Source organism: Corallococcus terminator (genome assembly GCF_049194865.1).
Taxonomy (GTDB): domain Bacteria; phylum Myxococcota; class Myxococcia; order Myxococcales; family Myxococcaceae; genus Myxococcus; species Myxococcus terminator_A.
This window is the reverse complement of the sequence record NZ_JBLZWL010000001.1, coordinates 124978-146310: the sequence shown is the minus strand read 5'-3', so window position 1 is coordinate 146310 and position 21333 is coordinate 124978. Positions and strand designations below refer to the sequence as shown.

Below are 21333 nucleotides of genomic sequence, written 5' to 3'. Positions count from 1 at the left end.
CCGCCCCGTGGCGCGCTCAGTGCTTCACGTCCACCACGAGGCGCGTGGGCTCGCGCAGCTCCAGGACGCGGAACGGCTGAACGCTCTTGTTCCCGAGCACCCACGTCACCTCGCCCTCGAAGTCACAGGTGCGCTCCAGTTCGAGAAGGACGGGCAGCGCGGGCTTCAGCTCGCGCGTGGCCACGGTGGGCTGTCCCTGGTCGGTGTGGGCCCGCGCGGGAGTGAAGGTCACCTGGAGCTGGCCCTTGCCCGCGAGCGACGCCGGGTCTCCCGAGCCACACTGCACCACCGGCTCCTTCGCATAACCCACGTGGTAGCCGGGGAGCTGCGCCCCCTCGAACTCGAACACCACGCGGTCGTAGTCCGGATGGGCCCCCGCGCGCACCGAACTCAGCGTGGCCCTCGGCGCATCCTGGCGCTTCATGTCCACCGCACTCGAGGTCCACTCGCGGTTCTTCGGGTCCTCGGGCGTGTACCCACTACCGCTGGACGGTGACGGAGTCCCCGCTCCCGTGCCGGTGGACGGCTTGGGCTGCGCGCCCTCGGGAGCCTCCGTCGGAGCGGGGAGTGCCTCGTCGTCCTGCGCGCCACCGCCGACAGGCACGCTCGGGCTCCCCCCCGTCACCACGTGCACGGGAGGCTTCGCGGCGGCCTCGCCCTCGCGCGGAATCGCTCCCAGGGGCGGAGTCGAAGGTTGCGCGGGCGTGTCATCGGGAGGAGGCAGCTCGGCCGCGGGGTGGGGCGGCGCTTCCTCTTTCTTCGAGCATCCGGTGGCCACGAGGCACCCGGCGAGCCACAGCGACGACAGCCAGCGTCCGGCACGCTTCATCGTTCCTCCCCTGTCGGCCCACAGAGGCCGTGAGGAACTCCCTCTCTCACGACAGCGCTCGCGGTGCCAGCCTCCCGCCGAGGACACGATGACGAGAAGACGACAGACCCTCCGCCCGAGCACGGCGAAGGGCCCGCCCTACCCGAGGGACTTCAGTCGGCCGAGGACGTCGCGCGCACGAAGGCGCCCAGGTCCGCGTCGCGCAGGAAGTTGACCAGCACCCCGTCAATCTTCCGCTTGCCGTTCTCCACCACGGTGGGTTTCAGGAAGAAGAGATTGTTCCAGTTGAAGTCATACAGGGCCTGCTCGGCGGCGTCGGACCAGCTCCCGTCCATGCGGCCGTGGTAGTAGCCGAGCTTGCGCAGCACGTGCTTCACGTCGCGCGCCGTGTCGGAATCCAGCGTCACCCGGTCCGCGGCATACACATCCGCGAGCGTGCCCTGGTAGCGGTTCAGCTCCACGCCCAGCTCCTGCAACGCCCGGGTGCTGCCGTGGACGACCGCCTCCGCGAGGACATGCGTATAGAAGGCCGTCTCGCTGGAGGTGTTCCAGACGCGGATGACCCCCGAGCGCTCGCCATTGCGGTCACCGCCCACGCGCGCGCCGGCCTTGAGAGACGCATACAGCCGCTGCGGCAGGCTGCCTCGTGCCTGACGAAAGCCGTCCGCCATGGCTCGACACATGTCGGGCGTGGTCATGTTGTTGGCCTGCACCACGAAGGTGTCGCCGAGGACGGAGCAGGTGTGCGCGCTGTTCTCCGAGCCCGAGCGCTGGCCCACCGTCACGCGGCCATCCGGGTGGAGCTTCACCGCGGCGAGCTGTCGGATGGGTGCATAGGGGTCCGATGCGAGCACGCCGTCGATGGCTGCCTGGGGTTCCTCACCCGAGTCGATGCGCGCGATGACCGCCTGCGCGTCATCCACCGAGGGCAGCGCCATGGTGGCCACCGCCACGTCCGAGCGTCCGTACGGCACCAGTCCACTCACGCCGCTGGGGAAGGAGATGACGGCCATTCCGCAGGACTGCTCCGCCGCGTCACAGGCCACGACGGCGCGCGTGCCGAAGAGGCTCGGATTGAAGGGACGGTCCGCCGCGGACGCCTGGGTGGAGCCCAGCAACACGGACGCGGCGAGCAGCAGGCCACGCTTGAACGGCTTCATGACGTACCTCGGGACACAAGGCTCCGCCGGGGCCGAGCAAGCGTCGCTCGACACGAAGGGCGGCCTCGCATGTCTGGGAATGGAGTGTGTGTGTTGCTGGCTCCATGAACGCCACGCCCCTCCGAGACATATCGGAAAGCCTCGGAGGCCCTTGCGCGCCGTCAAGCACCGGATTCAGGGGGAGGACCGACGGCCCGAGGAGGGCCGGCCGGCCCGGCTGCCCCACGCATCCCGCTTCCGGGAAAATTGTAGCCGTGGCACTCCCCCAGAAGTTTCAGACGCGCCCCACAAGGGCCCGGGTGGCGGGTATGGTCCGCGCCCGGCCGCAGCCCGCGTCCTCCCCCTCACGCGCACGAACCGGAGACAGATTCCCCATGGCTCTCGACCTCACCTCCCTCCCACGTCCCTCGCGGGACGACGCCTCCATTGGCACGATGGCGCGGGGCCTCGTAGGCAGCGAGATTCTCCGCATCGCCGCGGAGGTCCGTGAGCTCGTCGCCAAGGGGCGCAAGGTGTGCAACCTCACCGTGGGCGACTTCAGCCCGCGCGAGTTCCCCATCCCCGAAGGCCTGCGCCAGGGCATCGCCACCGCGCTCCAGGCGGGCGAGACGAACTATCCGCCCTCCGATGGCGTGCTGGACCTACGCCAGGCGGTGCAGCGCTTCTACGAGCGCGCCCTGGGCCTGAAGTACCCGCTGGAGGGCATCGTCATCGCGGGCGGCGCCCGGCCCATCATCTACGGCACGTACCGCGCCGTGCTCGATGACGGGGAGACGGTCGTCTACCCGGTGCCGTCGTGGAACAACAACCACTACGTCCACATGATGAACGCCAAGGGCGTCGTCGTGACGACGGACCCGTCGCACGGCTTCATGCCCACGGTGGAGCAGCTCACGCCGCACCTGGGCACCGCGCGCCTGCTGTGCCTGTGCAGCCCGCTCAACCCCACGGGCACCATGATTTCGTCCGACGTGCTGGGCGCCATCTGCGAGCGAGTCGTCGCGGAGAACCGCGAGCGCGAGAAGCAGGGCCGCAAGCCGCTCATCCTGATGTACGACCAGATTTACTGGGTGCTGAGCTTCGGCGCGGTGAAGCACGTGACGCCGGTGGAGCTGGTGCCGGAAGTGGCGCCGTACACCGTGTTCGTGGACGGCATCTCCAAGGCGTTCGCCGCGACGGGCGTGCGCGTGGGCTGGGGCGTGGGCCCGCCGGCCATCATCGCTCGCATGCGGGACGTGCTCGGCCACGTCGGCGCGTGGGCGCCCAAGGCGGAGCAGGTCGCGGTGGCGCGCTACCTGGAAGACGTGCCCGCCACCGAGTCCTTCCTGACGGAGATGCGCCAGCGCGTGGACGCGCGCCTGGAGGCGCTGCACACGGGCCTGACGCGCATGCGCGAGGCGGGGCTGCCGGTGCGGCACATCGCACCCCAGGGCGCCATCTACCTGTCCGTCCAGTTCGACCTCGTGGGCAAGGGCGGCCTGAAGACGAATGACGACATCCGCAAGCTGCTCCTGGAGAAGGCCAGCCTCGCGGTGGTGCCCTTCCAGGCGTTCGGCCTGAGCGAGGACACGGGCTGGTTCCGCCTGTCCGTGGGCGCGACGTCGGTGGAGGAAATCCAGCAGGCCCTGCCTCGAGTCGAGGCCACCCTGCGCGAGGTGCTCGCCGCGAAGTAGCGCCGCTGGTGCCGGGCCCCGCGCGGCGTCGACGTACTCGACGGGCGCGGGGTTCGGGAATACACGGAAAGGGCTGGAGTTCAGCCGGGTACTTCGTGCCAATGCTCAAGCGATTCGTGGATGTACGTGACGAGGAAGTTCGCGCGGTCCTCGGGTCCTTCGTCTATTTCTTCACGCTGATGTGCGGCTACGCCATCCTGCGTCCCATCCGCAACGAGATGGGGACGGCGGGCAGCGTGAAGGGCCTGCCGTGGCTCTTCACCGCGACGTTCATCGTCATGTTGCTGGCGGTGCCGGCCTTCTCCGCGCTGGTGGCGCGCTGGCCCCGGCGGGTGGTGCTGCCGCGCGTCTACCGCTTCTTCCTGGTCAGCCTCCTGGCCTTCTTCGTGCTGCTGAAGTTCGAGGTGGCGAAGGAGCCGGTGGCGCGGGTCTTCTACATCTGGCTGAGCGTCTACAACCTGTTCGTGGTCTCCATCTTCTGGAGCTTCATGACGGACGTCTTCGCCGGCGAGCAGGGCAAGCGGCTGTTCGGCTTCATCGCCGCGGGTGGCACCACGGGCATGCTGGTGGGGCCGTTCCTGGTGGGGCGCCTGGCGGAGCCGGTGGGGCCGGTGAACCTCATCCTGCTGTCCGCGGTGCTGCTGGAGGTGAGCGCGCAGTGCGTGCGCTGGCTGAGCCGCTGGGCTCGGGACGTCCAGCACCAGCCCGCGTCGGCGGAGGGGCCCGTGGGTGGCGGGGTGCTGGCGGGGCTGCGGCTCCTGGTGGCGTCGCCCATCCTGCTCGCGCTCGGGCTCCAGGTGTTGCTCTACGCGGCCACGTCCACCTTCCTGTACTTCCAGGAGGTGAAGATGGTGGCGGAGGTGGGCAAGGACGCGGCCTCGCGCACCGCGCTGTTCGGCGATATCGACTTCTACGTGCAGCTCCTGACGCTGGCGCTCCAGACGCTCGTCACGGGGCGCGTCATCTCGAAGCTGGGGTTGGGCGCGGCGCTGGCGGTGGCGCCGGTGCTGACGGGGCTGGGCTTTTTGGGGCTGGCGGCGGTGCCGGTGCTCGGGGTGCTGGTGGCCTTCAAGGCGCTGCGAGGTGCCAGCCACTACGCGCTGGAGCGCCCCTCGCGCGAAATCCTCTTCACCACGGTGGACCGGGAGGCGCGCTACAAGTCCAAGAGCTTCATCGACACGGTGGTGTACCGGGGCAGCGACACGGTGAGCGCGTGGTTGCAGGGCGGCCTCACGGCGCTGGGCCTGGGCATGACGGGGCTGTCATTGGCGGCGGTGCCGCTGGCGGGGCTGTGGCTCGGGGTGTCGCTGTACCTGGGGCGGGAGCAGCGGCGGCTGTCCCGGGAGTCCGAGGGTGCGTTGGTGCCCGTGGCCTCCGATAATGCCGCGGCTCGCTGAAGTGGAGTCCGGAGTCTTCCTCGCAGTGCTTCCTCGTCGCCGCGGGTGGGGCGCGAGGGTTGAAACGAACGTCGCAGCAGGAGACGACACGACATGAAGCTGTCTCGCAGAGACCTGATTCAAGGCGCGGTGACGGTGGGCTCCCTCTGGGCCATGGGCTGTGCCACCTCGGGGGCGTCGGGTGGCGCGTCCGAGACGCCGAGTCCCCAGGGCCAGGGGGCTGGAGCCACGAAGGCGGACAAGCCCTTGAGCATCCTCATCCTCGGCGGCACGAAGTTCCTGGGGCCGGCGCTGGTGGAGTCCGCGCAGGCGCGGGGCCACACGGTGACGCTGTTCAACCGGGGCAAGACGAATCCGGGCCTCTTCCCGAACGTGGAGAAGCTCCAGGGGGACCGGGACCCGACGAAGGCGGAGGGGCTCAAGGCGCTGGAGGGCCGCAAGTGGGACGCGGTGGTGGACACGTCGGGTTACGTGCCGCGCATCGTGAAGGCCTCGGCGGAGCTGCTCGCGCCCAACGTGGGGCACTACACCTTCGTGTCCACCATCTCCGTCTACAAGGACGCGTCGAAGCCGGGCCTCACGGAGACGGCGCCTGTCGCCACGGTGGCGGACGTGACGACGGAGGATGTGGACAAGCACTACGGCGCGCTGAAGGCGCTGTGCGAGAAGGCCGCGGAGACGGCGATGCCGGGCCGCGTGTTCAACGTGCGCCCGGGGCTCATCGTCGGCCCGGATGACCCGACGGACCGCTTCACGTACTGGCCGGTGCGCGTGGCCCGGGGCGGCGAGGTGCTCGCGCCCGGCACGGGGCATGACACCACCCAGTTCATCGACGCGCGAGATCTGGCCGCGTTCATCATCCTGGGCGTGGAGAAGAAGCTGGCGGGGCAGTACACGGCGACCGGGCCCGAGAAGCCGCTGTTGATGCGCGACTTCCTGGAGCGCAGCAAGAAGGCGCTGAACAGCGACGCGCGCTTCATCTGGGCGCACCCCTCCTTCCTGGAGAAGCACAAGGTGGAGGCCTTCGGTGACATGCCGGTCTGGGTGTCGCCCACGGGAGAGGACGCGGGCCTGTTGCGGGTGAACATCGACAAGGCCCTGGCGGCGGGGCTCACCTTCCGCCCGCTGGAGGAGACGGTCCGCGACACGGTGACCTGGTTCAACGCGGAGCCGGCCGAGCGGCAGGCGAAGCTGAAGTCGGGCATCAAGCCGGAGCGGGAGAAGGAAGTGCTCGCCGCGTGGCACCAGGAGCACGACAAGGGCAACGCCAACGCGGGCTGAGGTGGGCTCAGGCGCGGATGACGGTGACGCGCCGGCCGGAGGGCGTCCGGGCCTGTTCGGCCCGGGTGCTCCAGGCGCTCAGAGCCGGCCGAGGATTTCGGCCTTCTTCCGCTCGAAGTCATCCATGGTGATGAGCCCCTCGCCGAGCATCCGCTGGAGGTCCGCGAGGGACTTCACCGGGTCCGGCGCGGTGCTGACGGGACGCCCCGCCAGGAGGGCGGTGAGGTTGCCCAGGTCCTGCGGAACGAGGGGGCCCATGACCACGACGCGCTTCGGGTCTTCCGGAGCGACCTTGACCTTGAGCTCCAGTCCCGGCGCCATCATCCGCACGTTCCAGTCGTGCGCCCGGCTTCGCAACCACACTTCATAGGGCGCGCGACCTGGCACTCTCACCTGGAGCAGGTGGTTGTAGACCGTCGCCTTGTTGATGCGCATCGCGGTCCGCTCGAGGCGCAGCAATGTGGCCTCGGCGGGTATCCCGTGCTGGCGGACCTGCTGGTGCTTCCAGAAGGAGTAAAGCCAGTGCCCGAAGAACCAGCAGCCCGCCACGGCGAAGACCGCCCAGCCCCCCATCAAGACGAAACGGGTGTTGTCTAGCTCCATCATGACCACTTCACCTTGAAGAATGAGCCTTGCCTGCTGGGGTGCGCCGTCCGTCCACGAGGGATGTGTTCCACGACTCTAAGCGAGCCGTGCCCGAGCTGAAACCCACGGGGCGGACCCCATGCGATGATGGTCCACGGCGCATCCGCCGGGGATGAACCCGCGGGGCATGGCTTGTCGCGCGGGAGCACACTCGAAAGGACTCACGATGATGCCTCAGCTGGCCCTGCTCTCGCCCGGGCGGCGCGGTGCGGCCGTGCTGCTTGCCGTGTCGCTCGGCGCTTGCGGCGGCAAGGAGGTCCTTCCGGATGCGGGCTCCGGGCAGGCGCGCTCCTGCGCTCCGCTGAGCCTGGAGCGGAACGTGGACCTGGAGGGCTTCCACACGGACCGCTACACATGGCACGACGGCGACTGCACACCCCGCTCGGCCTTCCTCGTGCGCAACGACGCCGCGGACCCCGCCGGCTGGCACGGTGGCTACCTCCGCCGCTACGTCTACGAGACGAACGGCGCCGCGCGCACCTGTGACGGCGCCAGTGACGGTGTTCCCGGCTGGGGCATGGTGACGTGCCACCTGCGCGCCGGGGCCACCTGGGGCAACTGGACGGAGGGCGTCGCCGGCACTGGCCGCACGCTCTTCGAGGGCCGCCACCACGCGCTGCACGAGTTCCGCTGGCCCCTGCCACTGGGTGGCCACATCGTCCAGGTGACGGTGCACTACCTCTTCGCCACGGGCCGGGACCATCCGCTCTACGCCATCACCCATGATGTCTCGAGCGTGCCGCCGAACGCGCTGGAGGCGGACGTGCGCTCGCCCTACGGCGACCTGCTGTTCGACGGCAACGCGAACGCCGAAATCGCGGGCCTCGGCTGGGGAGACCGTCACCGCTTCGTGACGCTGTCCTCCCCGGTGACGATGGCCAGCGGCTGGGACTACCGCGAGCCCAACGTCGTCCCGTACACCCGCATGTGGACCACCGCGCCCGACGCGGAGATGGGCGTGGTGCAGACCGAGCCCTGGCTCCAGAAACCCGCCGGCGGCTACTGGTTCTACCAACAGGGCTGGGGACAGCGCGCCGCGAATGGCCCCATGCCCGAGGACTGGAACTGGACCTACCAGCTCAACCAGTACCAGCTCCCCACGACGACTCGCTCCCATCGCATGGCCTGGGGCAGCAACTACGGCGCGCTCGGCTGGCGCCAGTACGCGCGCTACGGCGATGACGGCATGCTCTCCGGCCACCCCCACCAGAGCTACTCCGTCTTCATGGTGCTGGGGACGCACTCGGAGGACCCGGTGCTGAAGCGCGCCTCGGAGGTGGAGTCCTGGCAGGCCGTGCGCCTGACCGCCACCGAGGGTACCGTGGCCACGCAAGGGCCCGGCGGCGTCGGTCGCTCGGACTCCGTGCCCTTCGCCGTGCCTGGCTACAACCCCGTGTATGCGACGTGGGAAGCGCGCGTGAACGGCGACCGCGCGCAGCTGCGCTTCGACTCCAGCCGTGGCGCCCTGGAGCACCCCGTCGTGGTGCTGCGCGGCTACACCGTGTCCACGCCGCCGTCGCGCGTGCTGCTGGACGAGCAGGTCCTCGCCGCCGACGCGGACTACTTCGCCTCCGTGGACGACGCGGGCGACGCGCTGTGGCTCACCCTGAACCGCACCCTCACCGGCACCGCGACGCTGCGCGTGGAGTGACTCGGCTGAAGTGGAAGTGTCGCCCGTCAAAAAGCAACGGGGGATGCCCCGATGAACTCGGAGCACCCCCCGGAATGACCCTTGCTCAGGTTCGCTCTCCCCCTCTGAAGAGCGTCACCCCCGGGTCCCCCACCACGGATGGCACCGCCCCCGCGGCGCCATCTTCCTACCCGCCCTGCATGTGTCAGGAGGGCCTTGGACCCCTCCCGCGAAGCTTGGATTTCACGAACATGCGCGCCCCCCGGTGCGCATGCCGACTGCTCTGCTTTTTTGGGATGCCGCGGTGCCCCAAGCACCCGCACCCCTCTTGAATCCGGCTTAGGGCCAGTACTCCGCGGGACGCGAGACTGCTCGCAATCGCGCCAGGGTCTGCGCCCAGCCAAACGTCTGCGGGCGCATGGACGCCACCCGCGTTACAAGTTCCATCTCCCCCCGGAGCAGTCCCAGTGCTCTCGACTTCGTCAGCACCGCGAGCTGTCCGCGCTTCGCCCCCGCGAAGGCGGCCAGCTCTGGTACCGCGATGTCCCCCTCTGGTGCTTCCAGCGCGCTCAGGCGCTCCCCTCTGCTGCTGCGAGTCCCCGCCTTCCGGGCCGTGACTCCCCGTCCCCTACCTCCACGCTTCACACCGTCTGGCCTGGTGTTTCCCCCCGGAACCCGCTGGCCCGACTGCTGCGCGACGTGCGACATTCGTCTCTCCCTTCGCACCATCGTTGACTGCATCCCCCCGTGAGACCCGCGCCGTGGCGCGTGTCGACCAGGGCATAGTGGCTCAGTCGGTAGAATGAGTTTTCCGCGTCAGCGCCAAACGCTTGCGCGAAAGCGCCAGCTTGCGGAGCGACCTGGCGGCGGGCTGAACGTGCTGGATTCCACCCTCGGTGTGGTGACTCGGGAGGTCGTCGGGCGCGCGGGGGACGGCGGTGGGTGGAGGGCGGTGGTTTTCCTCGGCTGGACGGGCGGCGGACGGGCGTGACGGGTAGGGACAGCGAGGGGCTGGCCATGTCAGCCTGACGCGGTAGGGAAGTGGGTTGAGACGTGGGCTCGGGGCTGGCTTCCCGGGTGGTGGCGGGTGGGTGGGAGGGGACTGGTTTCATGAGGTGGGAAGCGATGGGCGAATCGCCCGGCGAGGACAGGCGAGGCGGTATGGAGGGCGCAAGCCGGGCTTCGGGGCGTGCGTCCCTGCTGGCGGTGTTGGCGGAGAAGCCGTCGGTGGCGCGCGACATCGCCCGGGTGCTGGGTGCGCAGGAGCGGGGTGACGGCTTCCTGCGCGGCAACGGCTATGTGGTGACGTGGGCGATTGGCCATCTGGTGGGGCTGGCGCAGCCGCACGAGATTCGACCGGACTGGAAGAAGTGGAGTCGCTCGCTCCTGCCGATGCTGCCGGGGGGCTGGCCGCTGGTGGTCTCCGAGCAGACGCGCTCGCAGTTCGACGTGGTGCGCCGGGTGCTGACCTCGCCGGACGTGGGCGGGGTGGTGTGCGCCACGGACGCGGGCCGCGAGGGCGAGCTCATCTTCCGCTACATCTATGAGGCGGCGGGGTGTCGCAAGCCGGTGCGGCGGCTGTGGGTGTCGTCGCTGACGGAGCGCGCCATCCGGGACGGGTTCCGGCAGCTCAAGGAGGGGCGGGAGTACGACTCGCTCGCCTCGGCGGCGATGGGCCGCAGCCGCGCGGACTGGCTGGTGGGGATGAACCTGTCGCGCCTGTACACGCTGGCGCACGGGGGGCAGGGGGAGATGTTGAGCGTGGGGCGGGTGCAGACGCCCACGCTGGCCATGGTGGTGGAGCGCGAGCTGGCCATCCGTGCCTTCGTTCCCCGCGACTATCTGGAGGTGGTGGCCACCTTCGCGCCGCAGGGGAAGGGCGTGGCGGCGGGGGCCCGGTATGACGGGACGTGGTTCCGCTCCGGGCCGGATGGCAAGCCCGTGGTGCCGCCGGGCATGGAGGGCGTGCGCGAGTCGCGGAGGCTGGACGCGGATGGGGTGGATGCGCAGGCCGTCGTCGACCGTGTGAAGCGCGGGCGCGCCACCATCGAGTCGCTGGACGCGGAGGAGAAGAAGATGGCTCCTCCGCTGCTCTACGATTTGACGGAGCTGCAGCGCCACGCGAACCGGCTGTATGGCTTCAGCGCGCAGCGCACGCTGGAGGTGGCGCAGGCGCTCTATGAGAAGCACAAGCTCCTGAGCTATCCGCGCACCGCGAGCCGGCACCTGTCGCAGACGGTGGCGGACACGCTGCCGGAGGTGGTGAGCACCGTGCGCGGGCCGTACGAGGAGGACCTGGCGCCAGGGACGGGCGCGCGGCCCCTGGGCCGGCGCTATGTGGATGACGGGAAGGTCACGGACCACCACGCCATCATCCCGACCCCGACGTCTCCTCAGGGGTTGCGGCTCTCTCCGGACGAGCAGCGCATCTATGACCTGGTGTGCCGGCGGTTGCTCCAGGCCTGGCACGAGGACCACGTGTGGCGGGTGACCACGGTGGTGACGGCGGTGATGTCTCCGGGGCGCGAGAGCGCGGTGCCCGTGGTGGACCGCTTCCAGAGTACGGGCACGCAGGTGGAGCGGGTGGGCTGGAAGGTGCTCGACATTGGTGGCGGCAAGAAGGCGCCGAAGCCGAAGGCCGAGTCACGCAAGGGCGACGAGGACGCGGAGCCGGACGACGAGCCGCAGGCGTTGCCGTCGGGGCTGGAGCGAGGGCAACCGCAGAAGGTGGAGGATGTGAAGGCGGTGAAGAAGCGCACGCGCCCGCCACCGCGCTTCACGGATGCGTCGCTGCTGACGGCGATGGAGACGGCGGGCAGGGCGCTGGACGAGAAGGAGCTGGCGGATGCGATGCGTGAGACGGGGCTGGGGACGCCCGCCACGCGTGCATCCATCATCGAGGTGCTGCTGGACCGCGAGTACCTCGTCCGCACGGGGAAGGTATTGGAGGCCACGGAGAAGGGGCTGCACCTCATCCAGGTGGTGCACCCGGACGTGAAGACTCCGGCGATGACGGGCCAGTGGGAAGCCTGGCTTCAGCGCATCGAGCGCGGGGAAGGTCGGCTCGACGAGTTCATCCAGGGCATCGAGAAGTACGTCACCGAGGTGGTGGGCCATGGTCCCACGGGGCCGGCTCAGGCCGTGCCCTACGGGGCCTCGTCCGCGCGCGGTGGTTTTGGTGCGGGAGCAGGGCGGGGAATGGACGTGCGCGGGGGCGAGGGAGGCGGGCAGGGGGCCATGGCGTTTGGTGAGCGGTCGGGGGTCGGGAGTGGCGGATACGCCGAGGGAGGCACGGGCGGCTCGCGTCGAATGGGTGAGGCCGCTGGTGTGGATGTGAGCGGGGGGCGTGGTGCCCAGCGCGTGGATGGGCCCGTAGCGTCGGACTCATTCAGTGGGATGAGCCCGCGCGGTGCGCGGAGTGCTGCCTTCTCGGATTCGAGTGCGGGCGGTGGTGCGCGGCGCACGGAGTCTTTGTCGTTCTCGGACACGAGTACGGGCGGTGGTGCGCGTCGCACGGAGTCTTTGTCGTTCGCGGACTCAAGTGCGAGCGGTGGTGCGCGTCGCACGGAGTCTCCGTCACTCTCGGATTCGAGCGCGGCACCGAGTTCCCGCCGCGCACAGAACGAGTCCTTTTCGGACGCGAGCGTGGCGATGACTCCCCGCCGCACGGGGACGCTGGGGGCGAGTGCGTCACGGGGGACATCGTCTTCGCGCGGAGGGCTCGCGCCACCACCGAGCCAGCGGCCCGACCGGGTGCATCGCGCGCCCACTGCGCCGGACCGACTCCGCCCGCTCCTGAAGGAAGCCTTCGGCTTCTCCGAGTTCCGCCCCTATCAGGAGGCCGTCTGTCGCGCGGCCACCGCGGGCGAGGACCTGCTCCTCGTCATGCCCACGGGCGCGGGCAAGTCGCTCTGCTATCAGCTCCCAGGACTGGCCCGCGCGGGGACGACCATCGTCGTCAGCCCGCTCATCGCGCTGATGGAGGACCAGGTGTTGCGGCTCCAGTCGCTCGGCTTCGCGGCGGACCGCATCCACTCCGGCCGAGACAGGGCCACCTCGCGGCAGGTGTGCTTCGACTACCTGGAGGAGAAGCTCGACTTCCTGTTCATCGCTCCAGAGCGGCTCGGCGTGCCGGGCTTCGTGGAGTTCCTGGCGCGACGTCCGCCCACGCTCATCGCCATCGACGAGGCGCACTGCATCTCCCAGTGGGGCCATGACTTCCGCCCCGACTACCGCCTGCTCGGCTCGCGGCTTCCACTGCTCCGCCCCGCGCCCGTGGTGGCCCTCACCGCCACCGCCACGCCCGACGTGCAGCGCGACATCGTCCAGCAGCTCGGCCTCCTGGGCGCGGGTGGCCGCGCGCGCACCTTCATCCATGGCTTCCGCCGCACCAACATCGCCATCGAGGTGCGCGAGCTGAACCCCGGTGCTCGTGGCGACGCCATCCACGGGCTGCTCCAGGACGAGGAGAACCGTCCCGCCATCGTCTACGCCGCCACGCGCAAGCACGCCGAGCAGCTCGCGGAGATGCTGGCGGGCGACTTCCCCTCGGCCGCGTACCACGCGGGGCTCCCACCGGAGAACCGCGACAGGGTCCAGGCCGAGTTCCTCCGAGGCTCGCTGGAGGTCATCGTCGCCACCACGGCGTTCGGCATGGGCATCGACAAGCCGGATGTCCGCACCGTCATCCACGCCGCGCTGCCCGCGAGCATCGAGGGCTACTACCAGGAGCTGGGACGCGCGGGCCGTGATGGCAAGCCGTCCCGCGCGGTGCTGCTGCACTCGTACATCGACCGGCGCACGCACGAGTTCTTCCACAAGCGCGACTATCCCGAGGCCTATGTGCTGGAGCGGCTGTTCCAGTCCACGGCGCCGGAGCCGGAGGCGAAGCAGGCGCTCCAGGGCCGCGTGCGCGGAGACCCGGAGGTCTTCGACAAGGCACTGGAGCAGTTGTGGATTCACGGCGGCGTGGTGATGACGCCCGACGAGACGGTGCGACGCGGGCGCCCCAACTGGTCCGCCGCGTACACGGCGCAGCGCGACCGCAAGCTGCTGCACCTGGAGCAGATGGGCCGCTATGCGGAGGCCCATGGCTGCCGCATGAAGCAACTGGTGGGGCACTTCGGTGACACCCAGGACTCTGGTGAGGCGTGCGGTCTGTGTGACGTGTGCTCCCCGGAGTCGTGCGCCACGCTGCGCTTCGCGGAGCCCTCGGCGGCGGAGCGCCACTGGCTGGAGCGCATCCTGGAGTCGCTCCAGGAGCGTGATGGACAGGCCACGGGTCGACTCCACCGGGAGCTGTTCGGGGACGCGCTCCCGCGTCGCGACTTCGAGCGGCTCGTCGGAGGACTGGTGCGCGCCGGGCTGACGCGGCTGGAGGTCGACTCGTTCGACAAGGACGGACAGGTCATCTCCTTCCAGCGCGTGTCGCTGACAGACGAGGGACGGCGCACCCGCGCGGTGGACCCCCGGCACGTCGTCCTGCCGCTCGCGCTGGAGAAGGCCACCAAGCGCAAGCGCGGGAAGACCCAGGCGGCGAGCGGAAAGGCGGCCAGGCGCTCGCCTCGGACAAGCGCCAAGGGGCGCGGCGCGAGCAAGGGCGCGGGTGAAGAGAGCGGTGCGCGACAATGGCGCGCGTCGTCTTCCTCCGGGGATTTCGACCAACGGTCGTCCTGGAACGCATCCCGAGGAGGCGCCACGGAGCGGGCCGACTCCGGAGCGTGGAGCGCCTCAGCCGAGAGTCGTGCTCCCGCGTCGGGGACCCAGGCCCCCTGGGGCGCGACTCGGGGGCGCCGCGTGGAGCTGGAGGACGCCGCGCCCGCGGAGACGGAGGCCCGAGGGACGCGGAGCCGTGGGCGTCGAGGGGCGGAGCAGGTGGAGGCGCCTCCGGGGCTGGTGGATTCGCTGAAGGCCTGGCGGCTCGAGGAGGCGCGCAAGCGCAAGGTGCCCGCGTTCCGCATCCTCACGGACCGGGTCCTGGGCGCCATCGCCGCCGCGCGACCGGAGAACGGCGCGGCGCTGATGGCCATCCACGGTGTCGGGCCGGCCCTCACCGAGCGCTACGGCTCGCAGATTCTCTCGCTCGTCGCTCGCAAGCGCTGAGCGCCTGGCCCCCCGAGCGAGACGCTCGTGGAGGGCAGGCACGGAGGCTGCGCGGACGCGGGCCTCTGGCACCCTGGGCGCCCAGGCCTGTCCTCACCCGACGCAAGGGAGGACGGGCCACGGGCTCACTCGCCCGTCTCCCCACGCGCGAGGGCGGCCGAGCAGCCCCACGTTTTCTCACCCTGGATGGGTAAAGCGGAGCGCTCCGGCGGCTTCAGCTCGCCCTGTCAGGTCGTGCCTCGGCGTCCCCGAGTCCGCGTCCTTGCCTCACGTGGGCGCCGGTGACGGCGCGCTCGTGGAAGACCTCTTCTCTCGCTTCCTCCTCGGAGCAACCTGCCGGACGCGAAGTCTTTTTCCCTGCCCGCGAGGGCACTGTGTCGCCCCGGGCCCCTGCTTCACCTTTCGGCCCAGCTACCACGATGGCGAGCAACCGCAGCAGCAGCACGAGGGGGGAGCGGAAGATGGAACTCGGATTCGAGACGATCGGAAACGCCACACTCATCTGCCACGACAACGGACCGGTGCTGGTCACCGACCCCTGGACTCATGGCGCCGCATACTTCGGGAGCTGGACGCTGTCCCATGAGATTCCCGAGGAGATGCGCGAAACCATCCAGCGCTGCCAGTACGTGTGGCTGTCCCATGGCCACCCGGACCACCTGAGCGCGGAGTCACTGGAGAAGCTGCGCGAGCAGACGATTCTGGTGCCCAACCACTTCGGCGGGCGCATCCGCGATGACCTGCGTGAGCAGGGCTTCAATGTGCACGTGTTGGTGGACCGCGTGTGGACGCAGCTGTCCCCGCGCATCCGCGTCCTGTGCATCCCCGACATGAACCAGGACGCGGTGCTCCTGGTCGACGTGGACGGGCGGCTCGTCGTCAACCTCAACGACGCGGGGGACCGGGGCTGGGGCCGCTTCGTGCGAAGCATGGTGCGCCGGTATGACGAGTCGTACCTGCTGGCCCTGTCCGGTTACGGCGACGCGGACATGATCAACTACTTCACCGAGGACGGGCAGCGCATCGTCCCCTACGCCGCGGCGAAGACGCCAGTGGGGCGCACCATCGCCCGGCAGGCGGAGTTCTACGGCGCGCGCTACTTCGTGCCCTTCAGCTCCATGCACAAGTACCAGCGCGCCGACTCCATGTGGGCCTCTGAATACACGACGGCGCTCGAGGACTACAGCCGGGGCTTCGAGTCCGAGACGTGCACGCTCCTGCCCGCCTTCGTCCGCTGCGACTTCTCCAAGGACGACAAGCAGCTCATCCGCCCCCCGGAGCGCTCGCTCCTGCCGGTGGACCCGAAGGAGTTCGGCGACGACTGGAGCGAGATGCTGGAGGCCGACGAGGCCCGGACGCTGCGCGAGTACTTCGGCGGGATTGAGCACCTGGGCTCCGTGCTCGACTTCCTCCGCTTCCGCGTGGGTGGCCAGGACCACGTCATCGAGTTCCACACCCGCCGCTTCCGCCGGGGCATCACCTTCGAGGCCCCGCGCAACTCGCTGATGACGGCCGTGCGCTACCGCGTCTTCGATGACCTGCTCATCGGCAACTTCATGAAGACGACGCTGCACGGCGACTTCGGCGAGGGACGGCTGTACCCGGACTTCAGCCCCTACGTGGCCAAGTACGCGGACAACGGCAAGGCCCGCACGCGCAACGAGCTGAAGACGTACTTCTCCGAGTACCGCCGCAGGGACCCGGTGGGCTTCCTGCGCGGCCAGGTGGAGGCGCACTGCGTGAGGCCGCTCCAGACGCAGTCGGCGGAGCTCTTGCGCACGCTGCTGCCGTCGGACTCCACGGCGTTCCGTACCGCCAAGGAGACCTTCTGGAAGGTGCGCCGCGCGCTCCTGTGAACCGCCGCGTCCGCTAGAGGTACGGAGACAGGAGCCGGGCCAGCCCATCCCTCAACCGGATGGGCAGGGGCCGGGCATCCACCTGCTCCCGGGTGAGAGGACGCGAGCGAGACAGCCGCTCCTCCACCACCGCCTCCAGCCGCCCCGCCAGCTCCGCGTCGTAGCACTCCACGTTCAGCTCGAAGTTGAGCCGCAGCGAGCGCGGGTCCCAGTTCGCCGAGCCGATGAGGCCCCACTCTCCGTCCACCACCATCAACTTGGTGTGGTCGAAGGGGGGCTCTGTGAGGAACACCCGGCACCCCGCCGCCAGCACCTGCCAGAGCTGCGCGGTGCTGGCCCACTGCACCACGGGCAGGTTGCCCTTGCGAGGCAACACCACGTCCACGCGCACCCCGCGCAGCGCCGCTACGTTGAGCGCGGTGATGAGCGCCGCGTCCGGCAGGAAGTACGGCGTGACGATGCGCACCGACGCCCGCGCCGTGGACAGCGCCCCCAGGAGCACCGTGCGCAGCTTCTCGAAGTCCTCGTCCGGCCCGTCCGGAATCCCCCGCGCCAGCACCGCGCCCACCGGCGAGTGCTCCGGAAACCACGCGTCCCCGGTCAGCTTCTCCCGCGTGGTGAAGACCCAGTCCTCGGCGAAGGTCTCCTGGAGCTGCGCCACCACCGGGCCCTCCAGGCGGAAGTGCAGGTCGCGCGCGGCGAGCTCTCCCGGCCAGAAGTGCTTCCGGATGTTCATCCCACCCGTGAAGCCCACGCGCCCATCCACCACCAGCACCTTGCGGTGGTTGCGCAGGTTCATGAAGGGCAGCCGGTAGGGCATCAGCGAGGGCAGGAAGCGCGCGGCCTCCACGCCCTCGCGCTTGAGGCGGCCTAGAATCGTCGGCCACGTGTAGCGCGCGCCCACCGCGTCCACCAGCACCCGCGTCTGCACCCCGCGCCGCACCGCCGCGCCCAGCGCGCCCGCGAAGTGCCGGCCCGCCACATCGTTGTCGAAGATGTAGCTGCACAGCGAGATGGACGTGCGCGCGCCCTCAATCGCCTCCAGCATGGCCGGGTACGCGTCCGTCCGGGACTCCAGCACCGTGATTCGATTGCCGGGCAGGAGCGGCCGGTGCAGCACCGCGTCTCCCAGGCGCGCCAGCGGCGCCAGGTGGGCGACCTCCGGCTTCACCCGCGACACGCCCTCCGCCACCACCGCCTCCACGCCGCGGATGGGCGGGAACAGCCCGTGCTCCCGGCGGGGCGTCAGCGCGCGCGCCCTCCGGCGGATGCGGTTGATGCCCAACAACAGATAGAGCACCGCGCCCAGCACCGGCACCAGCCACACCAACCCCACCCAGCCCACCGCCGCGCGCACGTCCCGCTTGCGCAGCACCACGTGCGTGCTGGTCAGCACGCTCACCAGCACCGTCAGCACCGCCGCGACATGCGGCCACGCCGCCTCCAGCCAGGTGAGCACCGCGGACATGTCGAACGGGAGAGGGGACACGGACCGCTCCGGCTATACACGGGCGCCCGTCACGGCGCAGCGCGGTGCGGCCCACCTCCGTCAGGCCGCGCCGCGTCGGGCTCGCTTGACGCATCCTGACGGCGGGTGCATGGTGGTTGACCCTTTCCGCTCCCAATGCGAGCGCCAGGGGCCCTGTCCAGGTTTCCTGCGACCCCGGGGGCGGTTGACTGATTCGCGGACAGCACTGTCCGGTTCTCGAACAGTCCTCCCTGTGAGAAGAAACTCCAATCTCTCCAGCAGGTTGCGGAACCGTCTGTCAGGTCCATTTACAAATCGGCCTTGGAACCTGGAGTGCGGATACTCCAGGTTAATCCTTTATCGCGGTTTTTGCCACTGTGGGCCGTCCTTGGCCCGACAGTTGCTCATGGGCAGGGCGCGCCGTGCCGCGGCTGGTGGAGGAACCAGGTGGAGGGCGCATCCCCCGCTGTAGCTGGTCCAAGGAAATTCGAATGCTCAAGTTCCGCTCCATGGCGTTGCTGGCTGGTGTCGCTCTCCTGGGTACGGCGTGTGGTGGCCCCGAGGCCTCCGAGACGCAGGCGCCGAAGATGACGTGGGAGGAGTTCCGCGCGAGTGCCGTGCAGGATCCCGAAGGCAAGTGGATCTTCGACATGGACCAGGCCGTGGACAGCGAGGAGGAGCTGCGCGCCTACTTCGACAACAACGTCGTCACGGACGAGGGCAAGGCCCACGAGGGTCTGGCCGTGTACAACAGCGGTGGCACCGCCGCGGGTGACCGCAAGTGGAGCGCCACGCAGAAGGGCGCGCTGACCTACTGCGTCAGCAGCACCTTCGGCACGACGAACAAGGCGAAGGTCGTCACGGCGATGAACAGCGCGACGGCGGCCTGGGAGGCCACCGCGAGCGTCAACTTCACCCACAGCACCACGTACGACGCGAGCTGCACGGCGTCGCAGGCGGGCGTGCTGTTCGACGTGCGTCCGGTGAACTCCGGTGGCCAGTACCTGGCGCGCGCGTTCTTCCCGGGCTCGGCTCGCTCGGGCCGCAACGTCCTCGTCGACAACACGGCGTTCGGCAGCATCGCGCCCTGGACGCTGGCGGGCATCCTGCGCCACGAGCTGGGCCACGTGCTCGGCTTCCGCCACGAGCACACCCGCCTGTCCAGCACGGGCTGCTACGAGGACGCGCAGTGGCGCGCGCTGACGGCGTATGACCGCTCCTCCGTCATGCACTACCCCCAGTGCAACGGCGGCCAGACGGGCGACCTCGTCCTGACCAGCCTGGACAAGACGGGCGCTCGCGCTCTGTACCCGTGATTTGAGTTCGACTCACCCGGCCAAGGCTCCCCTCGTCACGTGAGTGGCGAAGGGGGCCAAGGCCCCAGGCCGGAAGGTTCCTTCTCCCGCGGAGGGGGGTGCCTTCCGGTCTTTCTGTGCGTCCGAGGACAGGCCTCAGTCCATGGTGCGCGCGCCGGCGGTGGCTGCCTCGCCGAAGTAGATGAGCGTCTTGGTGTTGTCCTCGCTGCTCTCGATGTCGAGGCACTCCAGTTCGCCGCTCTCGCTCTCGTCCGCGTAGATGTGTTCAGGCTTCAGGATGCGGTGGGTGTCGTTGCCGTCCGGGTTGCCGATGATGATTTCGACGACGCCCTTGTCGCTGCCCTTCTCCTCGAGGCTGATCTCCAGGAGCGCTCCGCCCTTGACGGCCGACTGCGCTCCCAGGTCCAGGCCCTCCACCTCGATGCGAACCGGGTGCTCCTTCTCCATGCTGGAGAGCAGGGCCAGATAGTCCGCCCAGCCCTCCCGGGGAATCTCTCGCGTGTGGTCCGTGTGCGCCATGATGTGTGGCCCTCTGGTGTTGGCGTTCCCGCGTTCTCACGTGCTCGGTAGAACCGTAAGACGCATGCGGGCCAGATGAGGGACGGGCCTGCCTCCCTGCTCGCCGCCCGAGCCGCCGACGGGCTCCCGGCGGCCCGGTGGCCTGGGGCCGCGCTACTCCGCGAGGGTGCGCACCGCGTCGCCTTCCAGCACCAGCCGCACGGTGGAAGCCGAGCCCTGCCGGCCGAAGTGCTCGTAGGCGGTCTGCTCCAGCAGGGGCCCCAAGGTGGTGCGCAGGCCGCGCGCGCCCGTCTCGCGCTTGAGCGCGCGCGTCACGATGTGCTCGCGCACGGCGGGCTCCACCTGGAGGCGCAGGCCCTCCTGCTCGAACTCGCGCTCGTAGGAGCGCAGCACGTGGTTCTGGAGGATGTCGCCCAGCGTGGCCGCGTCCAGCGGCGTGAAGGAGACCAGCCGGTTGAAGCGGCCGATGAGCTCCGGGATGAAGCCGTAGCGCGCGAAGGCCGTCGTCTGCTCCAGCTGCTCCTGGGTGACGGCCACGGCGATGGACTCCTCGCGCGTGTGCTGGGGCTCGCGGCCGAAGCCCAGGCGCTCCGTGCGCGTCATACCCTCCGCCGTGGAGCGCAGGCCGCTGAAGGCGCCGCAGGCGATGAACGTGAGGCAGGACAGCTCCATCGTGTCCGGCTGGAGCCGGCTGGTGAAGCCGAAGTCCGGAGGGAAGTCCGCGCTGGCGGCGGACAGCAGATGCAGGAGGCTGCGCTGCACGCCGAAGCCGCTGACGTCCTTGGTGGTCTGTTGCCCCGCGAAGCGGCTGTCGGAGCGGCTGGTGGCGAGCTTGTCGAACTCGTCCATGCAGATGACGCCGCACGCGGCCCATTCCGCGTCCTTGCCCGCGACTTCATACAGGCGCGACAGGAGCGTGTTGACGTCGTCGCCCACGTAGCCCGTCTCGGAGAACTGGGTGGCGTCCGCCAGCACCGTGGGCACGGCGAGGATTTCGCGGAACAGGAGCTCCACGAGGAACGTCTTGCCGGAGCCGGTGGGCCCCAGGAACATGCAGTTCTCGCGCATGCCGGGCTCGGGCGCGAGGCCCTCCAGGTGCAGGCGGCGGATGCGGCGCAGGTGGCGGTAGGCCAGCACGGAGGCCGCGCGACGCGCCTCTTCTTGCCCGCGGTAGCCCAGGTCCGTGAGCCGCGCGTCGATTTCGCGAGGGGAGAGGACCTCGATGGCCGCGACACGCTCGCGGACATCCTCATCGCGAGGGACAGGCCGTGACTCCAGGCCATGGCGGGCGACAGTCATTCCAGGCAGCTCCAGGGGAGGGCGGACCGGAAGGCTTCCGGGCCGGGGCCGCATCATCCTGGCGCCCCGGGGCGTCCACAAGCAGGCCGACGACCTGGTGCCTTTCTCGCCCCTGAAGCCAGCCGGAGAGGCGGGTCACGAAGAGCCCCCTCAGAGGA

At 69.8% G+C, this 21333-nt stretch carries 13 protein-coding genes; 7 read left to right on the top strand and 6 right to left on the bottom strand.

The annotated features are described in order from the left end of the window. Positions 1 to 16: 16 nt before the first annotated feature. Together ACN469_RS00580 and ACN469_RS00575 are read right to left on the bottom strand one after the other, a co-directional pair. Positions 17 to 829 carry an AMIN-like domain-containing (lipo)protein gene (locus tag ACN469_RS00580; protein WP_498763066.1) on the bottom strand — a complete coding sequence of 271 codons (813 nt, stop codon included), beginning with the start codon at positions 827 to 829 and terminating at the stop codon, positions 17 to 19. 152 nt (positions 830 to 981) lie between these two features. Then, positions 982 to 1989, bottom strand: coding sequence for a DUF1028 domain-containing protein (locus ACN469_RS00575; RefSeq protein WP_498763064.1), 1008 nt, complete (start codon positions 1987 to 1989; stop codon positions 982 to 984). A 374-nt stretch (positions 1990 to 2363) separates the two neighbouring features. On the opposite strand from ACN469_RS00575, the gene ACN469_RS00570 reads away from it, so the two are divergent. The 3 genes from ACN469_RS00570 to ACN469_RS00560 all read left to right on the top strand — a co-directional run bounded on the left by ACN469_RS00570 (position 2364) and on the right by ACN469_RS00560 (position 6340). Further along, positions 2364 to 3662, top strand: coding sequence for a pyridoxal phosphate-dependent aminotransferase (locus ACN469_RS00570; RefSeq protein ID WP_498763062.1), 1299 nt, complete (start codon positions 2364 to 2366; stop codon positions 3660 to 3662). A 101-nt stretch (positions 3663 to 3763) separates the two neighbouring features. Continuing rightward, the gene (locus tag ACN469_RS00565) at positions 3764 to 5059 is read left to right on the top strand and encodes an NTP/NDP exchange transporter (protein WP_498763060.1); all 1296 of its coding nucleotides are present in this window, start codon (positions 3764 to 3766) and stop codon (positions 5057 to 5059) included. A gap of 93 nt (positions 5060 to 5152) precedes the next feature. Further along, positions 5153 to 6340: an NAD-dependent epimerase/dehydratase family protein gene (locus ACN469_RS00560; protein ID WP_498763059.1), complete on the top strand. Its 1188-nt coding sequence runs from the start codon at positions 5153 to 5155 to the stop codon at positions 6338 to 6340. A gap of 78 nt (positions 6341 to 6418) precedes the next feature. Here ACN469_RS00560 and ACN469_RS00555 read toward each other — a convergent pair whose 3' ends face one another. Beyond that, positions 6419 to 6946: an SHOCT domain-containing protein gene (locus tag ACN469_RS00555; RefSeq protein WP_498763057.1), complete on the bottom strand. Its 528-nt coding sequence runs from the start codon at positions 6944 to 6946 to the stop codon at positions 6419 to 6421. 205 nt (positions 6947 to 7151) lie between these two features. On the opposite strand from ACN469_RS00555, the gene ACN469_RS00550 reads away from it, so the two are divergent. From ACN469_RS00550 to ACN469_RS00540, 3 genes are all read left to right on the top strand, one after another. Beyond that, positions 7152 to 8636: a hypothetical protein gene (locus tag ACN469_RS00550; RefSeq protein WP_498763055.1), complete on the top strand. Its 1485-nt coding sequence runs from the start codon at positions 7152 to 7154 to the stop codon at positions 8634 to 8636. A 1104-nt stretch (positions 8637 to 9740) separates the two neighbouring features. Continuing rightward, entirely contained in the window at positions 9741 to 14717 is a 4977-nt protein-coding gene (locus ACN469_RS00545; RefSeq protein WP_498763054.1) for a DNA topoisomerase 3, read from the top strand. Positions 14718 to 15178: 461 nt separating this feature from the next. Further along, positions 15179 to 16573 (top strand): MBL fold metallo-hydrolase, encoded by a 1395-nt coding sequence (locus tag ACN469_RS00540; protein ID WP_498763053.1) that lies wholly within the window; start codon positions 15179 to 15181, stop codon positions 16571 to 16573. A 13-nt stretch (positions 16574 to 16586) separates the two neighbouring features. On the opposite strand, the gene cls is transcribed toward ACN469_RS00540, so the two are convergent. Beyond that, a complete protein-coding gene (gene cls / locus ACN469_RS00535) occupies positions 16587 to 18041 on the bottom strand; it encodes a cardiolipin synthase (protein WP_498763594.1) in 1455 nt (484 codons plus the stop codon). A gap of 491 nt (positions 18042 to 18532) precedes the next feature. On the opposite strand from cls, the gene ACN469_RS00530 reads away from it, so the two are divergent. Beyond that, positions 18533 to 19357 (top strand): matrixin family metalloprotease, encoded by an 825-nt coding sequence (locus tag ACN469_RS00530; protein ID WP_498763052.1) that lies wholly within the window; start codon positions 18533 to 18535, stop codon positions 19355 to 19357. 135 nt (positions 19358 to 19492) lie between these two features. Here ACN469_RS00530 and ACN469_RS00525 read toward each other — a convergent pair whose 3' ends face one another. Both ACN469_RS00525 and ACN469_RS00520 read right to left on the bottom strand, forming a co-directional pair. Next, positions 19493 to 19876, bottom strand: a complete 384-nt coding sequence (locus ACN469_RS00525) for a DUF5335 family protein (protein WP_498763051.1) — start codon at positions 19874 to 19876, stop codon at positions 19493 to 19495. Positions 19877 to 20029: 153 nt separating this feature from the next. Continuing rightward, positions 20030 to 21175 carry an AAA family ATPase gene (locus ACN469_RS00520; RefSeq protein WP_498763050.1) on the bottom strand — a complete coding sequence of 382 codons (1146 nt, stop codon included), beginning with the start codon at positions 21173 to 21175 and terminating at the stop codon, positions 20030 to 20032. Positions 21176 to 21333: the final 158 nt, after the last annotated feature.

Bases quoted from the DNA above. Each gene is read 5' to 3' on its own strand.
- ACN469_RS00555 (WP_498763057.1), bottom strand. From the start codon at position 6,946: ATGATGGAGCTAGACAACACCCGTTTCGTCTTGATGGGGGGCTGGGCG.
- ACN469_RS00520 (WP_498763050.1), bottom strand. From the start codon at position 21,175: ATGACTGTCGCCCGCCATGGCCTGGAGTCACGGCCTGTCCCTCGCGAT.
- ACN469_RS00565 (WP_498763060.1), top strand. From the start codon at position 3,764: ATGCTCAAGCGATTCGTGGATGTACGTGACGAGGAAGTTCGCGCGGTC.
- ACN469_RS00545 (WP_498763054.1), top strand. From the start codon at position 9,741: ATGGGCGAATCGCCCGGCGAGGACAGGCGAGGCGGTATGGAGGGCGCA.
- ACN469_RS00525 (WP_498763051.1), bottom strand. From the start codon at position 19,876: ATGGCGCACACGGACCACACGCGAGAGATTCCCCGGGAGGGCTGGGCG.
- ACN469_RS00580 (WP_498763066.1), bottom strand. From the start codon at position 829: ATGAAGCGTGCCGGACGCTGGCTGTCGTCGCTGTGGCTCGCCGGGTGC.
- cls (WP_498763594.1), bottom strand. From the start codon at position 18,041: ATGTCCGCGGTGCTCACCTGGCTGGAGGCGGCGTGGCCGCATGTCGCG.
- ACN469_RS00560 (WP_498763059.1), top strand. From the start codon at position 5,153: ATGAAGCTGTCTCGCAGAGACCTGATTCAAGGCGCGGTGACGGTGGGC.
- ACN469_RS00570 (WP_498763062.1), top strand. From the start codon at position 2,364: ATGGCTCTCGACCTCACCTCCCTCCCACGTCCCTCGCGGGACGACGCC.
- ACN469_RS00575 (WP_498763064.1), bottom strand. From the start codon at position 1,989: ATGAAGCCGTTCAAGCGTGGCCTGCTGCTCGCCGCGTCCGTGTTGCTG.
- ACN469_RS00550 (WP_498763055.1), top strand. From the start codon at position 7,152: ATGATGCCTCAGCTGGCCCTGCTCTCGCCCGGGCGGCGCGGTGCGGCC.
- ACN469_RS00530 (WP_498763052.1), top strand. From the start codon at position 18,533: ATGCTCAAGTTCCGCTCCATGGCGTTGCTGGCTGGTGTCGCTCTCCTG.
- ACN469_RS00540 (WP_498763053.1), top strand. From the start codon at position 15,179: ATGGAACTCGGATTCGAGACGATCGGAAACGCCACACTCATCTGCCAC.